The organism is Thalassoglobus sp. JC818 (genome assembly GCF_040717535.1).
GTDB lineage: Bacteria > Planctomycetota > Planctomycetia > Planctomycetales > Planctomycetaceae > Thalassoglobus.
The window spans coordinates 34,139-47,646 of record NZ_JBFEFI010000004.1 but is presented as its reverse complement, the minus strand read 5'-3'; the positions used below and the strand labels follow the sequence as shown (position 1 = coordinate 47,646).

Genomic DNA, 13,508 nt, shown 5'->3' with positions numbered 1-13,508 from the left:
TACTCGAAGGCATCTGTTTCTTGAACTGAGAGAGCACGAACGGACGTCATGCGAAGTCCTTAAACACTCATTGCGTCGCCTTTCATCCGATCATCGTGAAGATGGTCGAATCAATGGGCGGAAGTCTTCCGGAGCAGGTTGCTTTGGAAGCGAGTGTTGAGGCGTGCGGATCAATGGAGTCGCTTCCTCGGAAGTTTCAGCAGGCAGAAGACGCATGCGTGGTGCATCTGTCGCTGGGGCGCCACTGCTCGTTGAGTCGAGTTGATGTTGTCCAGAGTGGAGTGTGTGGACGGGAGGAGTTTGTCCAGCTTCCGGGTCTGGAGTGACGACCATTCCATACGGAGGAGGAGTTTGAATAGATGGATCACTCGATCGATTCGCGAATACTGAGGCACTCGATGTTGGTTCGACTGCATCGTAGCTGGCTTGTCGAATACCTGGCGAAGTTCCGCTGGACGTTGAGGAACTCGTCGCTCGCTTGTATGAGGAGAGTTGATTCGATGTCCGCTCTGTTCCTGATGAAGACTTCAGGTTGAGTGGATGACTTTGACTGAGCGTGGCAGGCGAATTCTGCCGTGACGAATACGGCTCCGGGGTGACATGGTCAGGACCGGCTGTCGTCATTCCCCCGTAAGTCGCTGGGGATTGCATCTGTGCCTGCGCGCTCTCTGATTCGAAAACGTGAACAGGTCGGTTCTGAGAACCTTCTTCAACAACTTGATTGAGCTGTTGGCTGAAGGCCTCTTTCTCAGCATTCCATTGATCAGCCACGGAAACTGAAGAGGTCGGACGAGCGCTCGGTTTTGATTGTTGTTGATCCCACGGAGATGGAATGACCGTGTTCGAAGATGGATTTTCGAATCGCGACGCTGTTCCGAACTGTGTTGCAGCTTGGAGTGGATGCGTTTGTCCGACTGAAGTCTCCGGCAGTTGTTGGCCGAGTGAACTGTTCATTGACTTGTTCGTGTCACTCAAATTGTGCGCTTGTTTGAGGTCAAGCGGGGCAACGTCTGTCGGCAGGAAGCGTTCTGGTTGCGAGAACTCTGAACCATTCCAGTGCGAGTTCGATCCCGGAACCTGTTTCGGAGCACTGTTCTGTACGCTGATCAGTTTCGTTGAAGATGTCTTCGAACGTGGTAATCCCATTCCGAGGCGGGCTGCGACGAGGCTGGCATTTCGAAACGGATCGGAATCTTGAGGCTCTGGAGTCGGCGGAATTGGATGCTGCTGGTTCAACGTCTCGTTATTGGTTGCCATGTGTTGTTGGCTGTTCAACGCTGCCTCTGGCATTCCGTTCGATGGAACCGGACGATTGGACGCTGGAGCCGTTCCATTCCATGGACGGCGAAGCTGATCTTGATAGTCGGTGACGAGATCGCTGTCCGTATGAATCGCGACACTGGATTCGTGATACGCTGCCTGTTGGATGATCGGTTGTGAAGGAATTGCTTCGTATTGGTCGATGGTTGGCTTTGGGATGTGACGAGCGTCAGGCAGGTTGGCTGCAACGACCTGGTTGCCATATCCCGCAGGACCTTCTTCGTGAGCCGCCTGCAGAATCTCGGAATTCCGCCGAGCGAGTTGTGGCGGAGATCCATATCGAGGGGCACCTGTTACACCATCGATGACGACTGGTCCGCTTTCCAGTTGCGAGTAAGGTTCTCGATCAATCGCTGCCAACTTTGATTGAAGGCTTGGCTCGTTCGCAGTCAGGATCGGATGCAACTGATTCGACGGATGAGGATGCTGCGGAAGTGCGGCATTGCTTGCGGCAACAACCTGCTGTTGGGGTTGGTTCTGCTGACGTGTTTGCCGATCTTGTTCGGCTCGCATGTCGAGAATCTGCTGGGTGACGTCTTTCTTTTCTGGCTGATCAGATTTCGCCATCAGTTTATCGAAGACGGAGTTTTCACTCTGCTTCTCAGGAGTTTGATTGATCAGAACCGCAGCGTCCGCCGGGCTCATGATTTTTGAGTAAGTGGCGAGTGCCAAATCCCTTCGCCCGGTTTGGGCGTAAACTTCGCCGAGGTTTCGAATGGCGTCACCATTCTTTGGGTCGATCTCAATGGCACGCTCCAGATACCGCTGACTGTCGGTGAATCGATTCTGCAGCAAATAGGAATAGCCGAGATTCCCGAGCAGGCGCGAGTCCTTCGGCGAGAGCGCGAGAGCGATCTGATAGTGTTTTTCCGCTTTTGCGAAGTTCTTGTCGAGATCGGCAGTAACTGCCAGTCCGTGATGGGCATCGACGTTGTTGCGTGGCTGCTGTTCGAGAGCTTTCTCAAAGTGCTTCCGCGCAGCTTTGATGTGTTCGTCGCGATGGTCTTCGTACCAAGCGGCGATTTCCTGTTGCCCGAGGCGGATCTCTGTCGACGCTGTATCTCCTGTTTCTGAAGATGTTTGCGTCGATGTCTTGGATGAGATCAACGGTTTGGAAACGTCCTCTTCTTCCTGTTTCTCCAGGCGGTCTTTCCGTGAGAAGGGAAGGTAGTCGCCCGGATGGAATGAGGTCAGTTTCGCAGACTGGCATCCGACGCCCGCACAGAACAGGAATCCAGTCAGTGATAGTTGCGCAATACGATTCATGACGACCCTCGGTAGGACGGGGATGGCCTACTCAAATGGTCGCAACACATTGTTGCGATGAGATTTATGAATTGGGTGGGGGAGAGGTATAAACGTGGGAAGGACTTCCCTGGGTGATATGCTCTTAGGAGGGTAGCTCGGAAATTTGTTGTAAACCATGACCGAGCGCGTGTCGAGACGAAATCTCACGTCGGTGGGGGCCAACTCTTTTTGAATGGAAGTCGAATCTCGGAGCGGAATGGATCGAGATGAGAGATTGTCGGCGATCAGATTTTTTGTTTCGCGCGAAGTCAACGCGATTGATTGAGCAGAGGGTTTTTGGCCTGATTATCAGGAATCGCTGCAATCCGAAAATGAAGACGATGCAGTTCTTTTCGATTCCTGTTGTAGGCGTTGAGATGCCTGTCCACTCTGCTGAGCCAGTTTTTTTTAAACTGACATCAAACTCTGTTGATGTCGACACTTACAACAGGTTTAATGGAACTCTACCACGGGCTTGAGAACTTCTCATCAATTGGTCTTCACTCGTTCGCACTACCGAACATGGCGAAACCAGTTTGAACCGCCCAAGCAGATGCACGCGCGAGAACACCAACCTCTCGCCACTCCCACCCAGCTCCTCTCCCTCCCAGGAGTCCAGACGTGAAATACTTGAACTGGTTTGGTCGAGTCCTCATTTGTTGCTGTGGAATCGCAGCAGCCTGGGGGGCTTGGTACGTGGTCTACCGCGAATCGTTGCAAGCCATAGCGACTCCTCAGAAACCGAAAGTGACTCGCAAGCTCGCCGTGGAAGTCGTCGAGGCGCGTCGCGATTCGATCGATGAGCAGATCGTCCTCGTCGGAACTCTCATCCCGGCCGCACAGACTGAGATTCGTTCGAAGCTTGAAGGCTACATTGAGACGATGGGATTCGATCTTGGTGATCGAGTTCGTCGTAGCGATGTTTTATGCGAACTGGAAAATCAGGATCAGCTGGAAGCGATCGAGCAAGCCAGGGCAGCGTTAAAAGTCGCGGAAGCGCAGCTGCAAGTGCGAGTTGAAGAATCAAAACTGGCCAAGCAGAACCTTGACGTAGAGAGTCTCCTTGTTGATCGCCGAGCCGGTTCTCAGCAGCAGTTGGAAACAGCTCGGGCGAATTATCAAATCGCTGTGGCGAGTGAAGAACTCGACCGGGCTCGTGTGACCGAAGCTCAGAAATATTTGAATACCGTTCAACAGGGGCTGAAAGATTTAGTTCTCGCCTCTCCGCTGGATGGCTACATCGCGAGCAAGCTGGCAGATGTGGGTGATCTCGCCAAACCAGATTTACCGCTGTTTCGAATTGTCGATCTCGACACCGTCGAAACCACCGTCCAAGTCATCGAAAAGGATTACCGTCGAGTCGCAGTCGGCCAACGGGCTGTGGTGAATGTCGATGCCTATCCGAATCGAGACTTTCAGGGAACAGTCACTCGAATTGCTCCGATTCTTGATCCGGAATCCCGAACCGCTCCGGTACACATTGAAGTTCCCAACTCTGAACTCATCTTAAAGCCGGGGATGTTCGCCAGGGTTTCTTTGAATTCGGAAGAGACCCGCGAAGGTGTTTTGATTCCGCTGGCGGCTGTGGTGAATACAGCAGACGACACACAAGTTTTCGTTGTTGATGACGAGACTTCAAGAGTCGAGAAAAGAGTCGTCGAACTTGGCGTCTCCAATGGTCTCGTTGTTGAAGTGAAACGGGGAATTGAGGAAGGCGAACGGGTGATGACGCTCGGCAATCGCCTCGTTCAGCCCGATCAGGAAGTGATCGCATCGGTTCAGGAATGGCCAACTCTTACAACGGCAGCTCTGGAACCGGAAGACGTCGACAATTCAACTTCTGACGGCGAATAAGGAGCGAGTGACGATGAATCTTCCTCAACTTGCTGTTCATCGCCCGATCAGCACACTGATGGCGAGTATCATTATCGCCCTGCTGGGTTGGGTTGCACTCACGGAACTTTCCGTCGACTTGATGCCCGATCTTGAGTTTCCAACAGTCACTGTGACGACGCTCTACCCCGGGGCTGGTCCGCAGGAAGTCGAAACGCTGATCACTCGTCCGCTAGAGCAAGTGCTCAGTTCGGTGAGCGGCTTCGAGCAGATGTCCAGTCGAAGCATCGAGGGCAGCAGCGTCATTCGAGTTCAGTTTCAATGGGGGGCGGATCTCGATGTCGCTGTCGACGAAATGCGGCAATCGATCGACAAAGTACGCCAGCAGTTTCCCGACGATGTCGATCTTCCCTATCTCAGACGCTACGACGCCAACGACTCTCCTGTTCTCTATCTCGGATTGAACAGCGAACTGCCCGCGACACAAGTCACTCGACTCGCAGAAACGACGATCATTCCACAGCTGGAACGACTCGAAGGTGTGGCGCGAGTTTCCATGCGAGGCAACGTTCGACGGGAAATTCACGTTGATATCGATCGAGACAAACTCGAAGCACTTGGGCTGGGAGTGAATCAGGTCGTCACAGCTTTGCAGGAAGGAAATATCAGTAAGCCTGCCGGAGACTTTGAAGAGGGGCACCTGCATCGCCTAATCCGAAGTCGCAGCGAGTTTCAACGTCTGGATGAAATTCGAAGCCTGGTCATTCAACGTCGTGGATCAACGGTCGTTCGAATCAGTGATGTGGCCGAAGTGGTGGATAGCCACGAACGCATCACACAACGCACGCGAACCAATGGTCAAGCGGGGATCATGGTTTACGTTTTCAAACAAGCTGGGGCCAATACGATCGACGTGAGCGACTCGGTTCACGAAGCGGTCGCTGAGTTGAATGAAGAACTTCGAAACTCGGAACTCGTGATCCGTCTCGATAAGTCAGACTATATTCGCCATTCCATCGACAACTTGAAAACATCCGCTCTGTTCGGAATGGGGCTGGCGATGGCCATTCTCGTCCTCTTTCTGAAGAGTTTCCGAAGCACCATCGTGATTGGAATCTCGATGCCTCTGTCGGTGCTCGGGGCATTCGTTCTGATCTATTTCAAGGGCTATACGCTCAACATGGTTTCGTTCGGCGGTCTCGCTCTCGGGATCGGCATGCTGGTCGACAATTCCATCGTCGTGCTCGAAAGCATTTTCAGAAAACGTGAGGAAGGGTTCGATTCCAAAACGGCCGCAGTTGAGGGAACGAATGAAGTTGCCGGAGCGATCACCGCCAGCACGATTACGACGCTGATCGTCTTCTTACCGCTGGTCTTCACTCACGGAATGACCGGGATTCTTCTGCACCAACTCGCATTTGTGGTGTGTGGGTCAATGGTCTGTTCGCTGTTTGTCAGTCTGACGCTGACTCCGGCTTTGGCTGCATATTGGCTAAAGACTGAAACAGATGCTGATCGTGAAAGAAAAGCCAAATCGCGAGGAATTGGGTCACAGATTCGTCGAGTGATCGAGTTTCCCGCGACATTACTTCATCGCGCCTCCGAATTCGTTTTCCGCAGTGTCGAGCAAATTTATTCCTGGGTTCTGGTGCGATGTCTCAAAGCCTACCCAATCACCGGATGTTTTTTGATCATTGTCGTCGCTGCCTCGCTGGGACTGATTCCTCGCATTGGAACGGACTTTCTTCCGAAGACCGATGACGGAAGGCTCGGGATCACTGGTGAAATGGCTCCGGGAATTCAGTTAAACACGCTGGATCGACAAGCTGCCAAACTTGAAGCAGCGATTGAGGAACACATCCCTGAAGTGGAAACGAATTCCCTGTTCATCGGAGATGAAGCGGATGAGGGGGAAGACTGGAATCAGGCGCGGGCGATTCTGCAATTGGCTCCCCGGGATCAGCGAACCGAAACTGCTGAGGAAATTCGATCGCGGTTCATGAAGAACCTGCCTCCAATTGCCGGGATGACCGTCTCTGCCCGTGTATACGGAGGGTTGCCGATTTCGCGCATGTTCTCGAGCAACGGGAACGACAATATCGCCATCTTCGTCCGTGGTCACGATCGAAGCACGGCAGATCAACTTGCCGAAGCTGTCATGGCCGAGATGAAAGAAATTCCCGGGCTTGTGAACGTCGAAAAGCAGATGGACAAAGATCGCCCGGAACTGATGACAGTCATCGATCGTCAAAAGGCGAGCCACATGGGCGTAACTGTCCAAACGATTACAGAGACTCTCGAGACGACTTTTCGAGGACGTGAAGCGACCGTCTTCCGAGTCGATGGGGATGAATACAACGTCTTGGTCCGACTCGATGAAAAGAACCGCTCACGTCAGGCGGATCTTGATCGGATTTCTCTGACGACCGAAGACGGAGGACTTGTTTCACTCGGGAACCTTGTCTCATTCCAACTCGATTCGACTCCATTGGCGATCGATCGCGTCGACCGTCAGCGAGTGATCATTATCAGCGCGTCGTCAGAAGGTCGCGATCTCGGAGCAGTCGTTGGGGACTTGAAGACAGCCTTGGCTGGACTTGCCGTTCCCGATGGATTTCGCGTCGACATCAGTGGGGACTGGGAAGAGCAGCAGGAAAGTTTCACTCTGCTCGTGCAGGGATTTTTACTGGCTGTCGTCTTGATGTATATGGTGATGGCAGCCCAGTTTGAGTCGCTGACCGATCCGCTGTTGATCTTGTTCACGATTCCGGTCGCTGCGGTCGGTGTGATTCTCGTGCTCGTCTTCTGGGACACCACATTGAATGTGCAATCGTTTATTGGTCTGATCGTGCTGGCTGGAGTGGTGGTCAATAATGCGATTGTGCTGGTCGATTACGCCAAAAAACTGCGCGTTCGATATCCGGAACAGACTCCCTTGGAGATTACGAGAATGGCCAGCGTCAGGCGATTTCGCCCGATTGTGATGACGACGCTCACCACCGTACTCGGCATGCTCCCGGTTGCTTTCGGGATTGGGGAAGGTGGAGAACTTCAAGCTCCCGTCGCCCGTGTGGTCATTGGCGGTCTTCTTTCGGGGTCTGTGATTACGCTGATTCTGATCCCGTTAGTCCTCCGGCTTACCCTTCCAGAAGGGCAAGTAGTGATGGCAACGGACAACGATGAGTCTGTTGCTCCTGTTCCGGTCATTCCTCCACAAGTCGTGAATGCTTAAGACTTTGCAGGGATTTGGAGCCTGATCACGTTTTTCCCCGACGGAGACTTGTCAAATTGGTCTCAAGACCGGGAATCAGTCAGTCCGACAACGCAAATCGGTAGCCTCAATAGCCTTTCGCAGCTATCCTGAGGCAGAATCCACTCAAAGACTCTGTGAGGAACGTCGAGCGATGACCATCTCGGTCCACGAGTATTTTGCTACACGAAAAGATGACCGCAAAAAAGAGACGCGTTATCTCAACGTGATCAACAAAGATTCGTGCACGAGTTGCCAGTCCTGTGCGACTGTCTGCCCAGTGGATTGCATCTACGAAGTTCCCAGCTCGATGCCGGGACAAAGCTATCATCAGATCGACACATCCCGTTGCATCGGGTGTCAGATGTGCTATCGATCACCAAATGACAGCTCGGATTATTATCAGCTGACGATCTGCCCATGGAATGCGATCGACATGCTGCACAATCCGAACGTCAAACCGACCGACCACTCGATTTTTCAGCCGTATTGGAAAGGTGAGTCAGATGATTTGCCCTGGCCGAAAATCGAAGAGTATGGTTATCAGCTGTTTTTGGATGGACAAGTCTTCCTCCCGCAACAGCGTGAAGACCTCCACGAGATTCTGAATCACTTCACCGTTCCCTCCTGGCTCTTCTCAGAAGATGGGGAAACGGTCGCGATTGCTGAAGTTTCAGAATCCGACAACGACCTGGTTTGCTACAACGCCACTGAGCAGGGGCGTGATCTTCTCGATTGCATCTACGATGAGTGGGATCGAATTTTCATGGACTAAGCTCGGTTGAGCGTCCATCGAAAAGATCGCACTTTCAACTTCTCGCACGCAGGCAATCGTTCTTGGGATCTGCCAACGTCATGGCGAAAGTTCGTCCGGCGTTTCGAGCGGCGGGAACGTGCGAAAATTACAGCACTCATCGAATCATACTGAATCCAATGAGTGCTGAGATCAATCTGAGCAGGTTAGCTTTCGTCTTTCACGTCGCCGCGAGCAAAGATGCTGGCCACGTATTGCAGGACATCGGTGGCTGATTCGTCGTTGTAGCCGTAGTTGCGAATCAACCTGCTCTTGACGATATCGATCTTCTCCTGAGTGTCTTTGTCCACGACTTGCGAGACGAGGCTGGTGAGCTTGATCGTATCTTTCTGGTCCTCGAAAAGTTTCATTTCGAGGGCTTTCTGTAGTCGCTCATTCGTCTTGTAGTTGAACTGCTTGCCATCGATCGCGAGGGCTCCGATGTAGTTCATGATTTCCCGGCGGAAGTCGTCCTTTCGTGAATCCGGAATGTCGATCTTCTCTTCGATCGAACGCATGAGTCGTTCGTCCGGTTCTTCATCTTCGCCGGTAAATCGGTTCTTGACCTTCTCGTGCTGAGTATAGGCTTTGACGTTGTCGATGTAGTTGCCGCACAAGCGGGTCAATGCATCTTCGTCTGCGGCAATCGCACGTTGAACTTCGTTCTTCACGATGTCGGTGTACTCTTCTTTCACTGTCGAAATCAGTTGGCGATAGTGCTCGCGAATTTCGTCGTTTCCGATCAGCGAGTGATGACGCAATCCTGATTCGAGTTCATTCATCACCATGAACGGGTTCAAGCTTGTCGAAGTGGTGTTCACGACGAGGGCGTTCGAGATTTTATCCTGAACATATCGAGGACTGATCCCTTCGAGACCTTCGTGCTTGGCTTCCTTTCGCAGCTGTTTGACGTTCTCTGCTGTGAACCCCGGAAGTGTTTTTCCGTTGTAGAGCTTCATCTTTTGAAGCAGCGTCAAACCGTGATGCTTGGGCTGTTCGAGTCGAGTCAGAAGAGCCCACATGGCAGCCACTTCGAGTGTGTGCGGGGCAATATGCTTTCCACGCACACGTGCCTGGTTGTAGCTCTTGTTATAGATTTTGACTTCTTCGCTGAGGCGCGTGACATACGGAACGTCGATTTTGATCGTTCGGTCGCGAAGTGCCTCCATGAACTCGTTTGACTGGAGCTTCCTGTACTCCGGCTCGTTCGTATGGCCGATGATGACGGTATCGATATCGGTCTGTGCGAATTTCTTCGGTTTGATTTTGTGTTCTTGCGAAGCTCCTAGCAAATCGTACAAGAACGCAACATCCAGCTTGAGAACTTCGACGAACTCAATCATCCCTCGGTTGGCGACGTTGAACTCGCCGTCGAAATTGAATGCACGAGGGTCAGATTCGGTTCCGAACTCGGCAATCTTTCGGTAGTTGATATCGCCTGTCAGCTCGGTCGAGTCCTGGTTCTTTTCATCTTTGGGCTGGAAGGTCCCAATTCCGATTCGGTCCTGTTCTGAGAGGAAGATTCGCCGCACGACGACGCTTTCGAGGACTTTCGTCCAGTCTCCGTCGTGTTCCTGAAGTCGTTGTTGAAAGTAGTAACGTGACAGCGGACAGACATCTCCGGTGATTTCAACTGAGTATGTGTCTGCAGGTCGTTCCGCATTGAGAGCGCTGCAGACATCGTCTCGGGCGCTCATCGGAATGAGTTGCAGCGGTTCGCAATTCATCGGATCCCAAGTGATCGAACCGTCTTCTTCTTTCCAACCGAATGAGTAAAGCGCTCCTTCTTCAGTACGGCTGTAGCGAACGAGTCCCTGTTTGAGCAGACGTGCAATTGTTGATTTCGAGCTTCCGACCGGTCCGTGTAGAAGGAGCACGCGACGTTCGGTGCCATACTTCAAAGCAGCTGACCGGAAGACATTGACGAGCGCCATGAGAGTTTCGGAAAGGCCGAAGATGGCGTCTTCGCCGTTGTTGTGCGGATCATCGAAGAAGGTGTAGCGGACAAGATTCTTGCTGCCCTCAACCGGGTAGGTTCCGTCAGCGATGATCATGTCGTACATCCGCTGGTACGACGTGCGTGCTACTGCTGGATTCGCTTTGACGATGTCCAGGTACTCCGAGAACGAACCTTGCCAGTTCTCGTGACGATACTGCTCGGTGTTTTGCTGAGCAGACATCTTCGACAGAATTGCTTGACCGGTAGACACGTATATTCTCCTGTGCAAGCAGCCGGCAAGCCCCTCCATGTCGCACGCAGTCAATCTCAATAAGCATCAATCATTCGTCGATGCCTGTACGCAAGTCAGTAGACTGAGAGCGAGGACGGAAGAGGCGTCCAAAGCCGACTGCTGGATTGCCAAAGGAACGGCGCAAGTGAGATTCGAAAAATGCTGTGCCGGAAGAGTTAAACTCTTCGCTGCCCTATTATCACGAAGCCGTCTATTCTGACAAGACCGTTTTTTAAGAAGCCTTAACGTGTCCGCCGTCGCATCAACTTTCTGCGAGGCGTTCTTGCCACAACTTCAGTTGATGCTGAACACTCTCGTGCCCACCTGAACCGAAGCTGCGCAAAGCGGAAACAGCGTTCTCAGCACCGAGTATGTCGTACACATCGTTGTCGATTTGCGGCGCTGTCTTCTGGAACTCTTCCAAGCTCAAATCTTTCAGCCGGCAGTTCTTTGATTCACACAGCGCGACGAGGTTTCCAACGATCTCGTGTCCGGTCCGCATCGGTACCTGTCTGAGGATGAGATATTCCATAAGGGCGGTTGCGTCTAAGAATCCATCGTCGATACGGCTGGCGATCTTCTCTCGATTCAGCCGGGCGTTGATCACGATCGAAGGGGCCAGCTCGAGGCAGCTTTTGATGGTGTCGATCGCTGCGAAGGCAGCCAGTTTGTCTTCTTGTAGATCCCGGTTATAGGCCAGCGGCAACCCTTTCATGAGAACAAAGAGTTGTTGCGAAGCAGCAATGACGCGGGCGGACTTTCCTCGAATCAGTTCGAGGACGTCAGGGTTCTTCTTTTGCGGCATGATTGAAGAGCCGGTTGTGTACGCATCCGAAAGGGTCATGAACCCGAATTCAGTCGTACACCACAAGATCCATTCTTCAGCCCAGGCGCTCAAGTGAATCGCAATCAATGAAAGCGATGAGACCAGTTCGGCGAGATAATCACGGTCACTTGAAATGTCGAGGCTGTTGGCTGCTGGAGCCGTGAAGCCAAGGTCTTTCGCGGTTTGATCACGGTCGATAGGGAGCGTTGTCCCAGCGAGAGCAGCTGCGCCAAGTGGAGAGAAGTTCAAGCGACGGCGACAGTCCGCGAGCCGCTCGCGGTCGCGTTGAAATTTTTCCGTGTAAGCCAACCAGTAATGAACAGCGTTCACAGGTTGAGCGCGTTGCAGATGTGTGTATCCAGGCAGGATCAAATCGAGATCGCCGTCACGACTGACGAACGCTCGCTGCAGCTGTTGAAGAAGTCCGTCGAGATGGTCGATTTCGTTTCGAACGTAGAGCTTGATGTCGGTCGAGACCTGATCGTTTCGCGATCGACCGGTATGCAACTTTCGTCCAACATCGCCAAGTCGGGCAATGAGCGCGGACTCGATGTGCATGTGGATATCTTCAAGGGATGGACGGAATTCCATCTTCCCCTGTTGAATTTCACCGAGGATTTCATCGAGAGCGGATTGAATCTGATTCGACTCTTCTTTTGAAATCAGTCCGACTTCGGCCAGCATGCGTGCGTGGGCTTGAGAACCTCGAACGTCGACCGCAGCCAGTCGCGCGTCGAAGGAAATCGACTCAGTGAACAACTCCACCTGTTCGTTCGTTGGTTCTGAAAACCGTCCGCCCCAAGCTTTCCCGGCCACAATCAATTCCCATCTAAGTGTGAATAATCTGTCTATTCGAGTTGTGTGTTGTACGTCATTTCGAGCGGAACATCACGGTCATCGGCAGCAGTGCCAAAGATTCGCTGCAAACTTGCTGCTTCGGTGATCTTGCATCGAATGCGGAGCCACCATGATAGCGGACTACTTCGAGGAGCGTATCGAACCGACAAGCATTCCGGCCATCAGTCCTCCGAAGTGCGCTCCGTTGGCGATTCGCATTCCGATTGCGTCGAGGCTTCCAGACATTCCGAGAAAGAGCCAGACCAGCATGAACAAAACTATCGACTGCGGGACACCCAACTGTTCTTCCGGGGAGACCATCGACTTCATCCAGAGATAACCGAGTAGTCCGTAGACAACGCCAGAGATTCCGGAGAAGGCCGGTCCGAACAGGAAATACTGAGTCATGCTGGAACCTGCAGCGGTCAGAATCGTCAGCAAGATCAAGCGTGATGGTCCTTGTCTGCGCTCGATAACTCCGCCCAGAATCCACATCCAGTACATATTCATCAGCAGATGCAGTGCAGAGAGGTGGATGAAAATCGGAGTGACGAGGCGCCAGACTTCTCCTTGCATGATTTCGGGAGAAAGAGGCCAGTTCGGACCAGTCTTTTGATACTTCGAATAGAGCAACCAGTTGACGACTTCGGGATGACGTGAGCCCATTCCCGTGTAAATCGTGAGGACGACACACGCAACAATCAAAAAACGCGTCACGCGGATGCTTGAGTAGTCCGAGAAACCTCTCCGTGGAGTCGGCTTACGTATTGGCTTTTTGACGACTTTCGGCGGAGTCACACGGAATCGCGGATCGTCTGGCGATTCCTGGAAAGCTGTCAGTTCCTCCTGAGCCTTGGGGAGAAGGTCGTCATCGAGGACCCAGATTTCCCATTGGGGCGGAACTTCATCGAGTTGATTCTCGATCTCTTTCGAAATCAGAAACCAGTGAAATCTTTCTGCCAGCGATTGAGAATCAAACGTTCCAAGTTTTCGCATAAAACATCGTCGAGAAGTGGTATCACAGGAGTCAACGCCGAGGTGTCAGTCAGGTGCTCGGGCTTCAGATCATCTGAATGCGACTCAAGTTTAAATTGTCCTAGTCTGTGCTCTGAAACGATGCGGAATCGACAA

The 13,508-nt window shown here is 52.5% G+C and carries 7 protein-coding genes; 3 read left to right on the top strand and 4 right to left on the bottom strand.

All coding sequences use genetic code 11. The annotated features are described in order from the left end of the window. Window positions 1-90: 90 nt before the first annotated feature. Window positions 91-2,586: a tetratricopeptide repeat protein gene (locus AB1L42_RS11300; RefSeq protein ID WP_367054946.1), complete on the bottom strand. Its 2,496-nt coding sequence runs from the start codon at window positions 2,584-2,586 to the stop codon at window positions 91-93. 642 nt (window positions 2,587-3,228) lie between these two features. Between AB1L42_RS11300 and AB1L42_RS11295 the strand changes: the two genes are divergently transcribed. The 3 genes from AB1L42_RS11295 (at window position 3,229) to AB1L42_RS11285 (ending at window position 8,465) form a co-directional block, all read left to right on the top strand. Then, window positions 3,229-4,461 carry an efflux RND transporter periplasmic adaptor subunit gene (locus AB1L42_RS11295; protein WP_367054943.1) on the top strand — a complete coding sequence of 411 codons (1,233 nt, stop codon included), beginning with the start codon at window positions 3,229-3,231 and terminating at the stop codon, window positions 4,459-4,461. A 13-nt stretch (window positions 4,462-4,474) separates the two neighbouring features. Further along, the gene (locus AB1L42_RS11290; protein WP_367054940.1) at window positions 4,475-7,672 is read left to right on the top strand and encodes an efflux RND transporter permease subunit; all 3,198 of its coding nucleotides are present in this window, start codon (window positions 4,475-4,477) and stop codon (window positions 7,670-7,672) included. A gap of 172 nt (window positions 7,673-7,844) precedes the next feature. Continuing rightward, a complete protein-coding gene (locus AB1L42_RS11285) occupies window positions 7,845-8,465 on the top strand; it encodes a 4Fe-4S binding protein (protein WP_367054937.1) in 621 nt (206 codons plus the stop codon). Between the two features lie 185 nt (window positions 8,466-8,650). On the opposite strand, the gene AB1L42_RS11280 is transcribed toward AB1L42_RS11285, so the two are convergent. The 3 genes from AB1L42_RS11280 to AB1L42_RS11270 form a co-directional block, all read right to left on the bottom strand. After that, window positions 8,651-10,693: a serine protein kinase gene (locus tag AB1L42_RS11280; RefSeq protein ID WP_367054934.1), complete on the bottom strand. Its 2,043-nt coding sequence runs from the start codon at window positions 10,691-10,693 to the stop codon at window positions 8,651-8,653. A gap of 283 nt (window positions 10,694-10,976) precedes the next feature. Continuing rightward, entirely contained in the window at window positions 10,977-12,356 is a 1,380-nt protein-coding gene (gene argH / locus AB1L42_RS11275) for an argininosuccinate lyase (protein ID WP_367054931.1), read from the bottom strand. A gap of 162 nt (window positions 12,357-12,518) precedes the next feature. Continuing rightward, window positions 12,519-13,373, bottom strand: a complete 855-nt coding sequence (locus AB1L42_RS11270; protein ID WP_367054928.1) for a rhomboid family intramembrane serine protease — start codon at window positions 13,371-13,373, stop codon at window positions 12,519-12,521. Window positions 13,374-13,508: the final 135 nt, after the last annotated feature.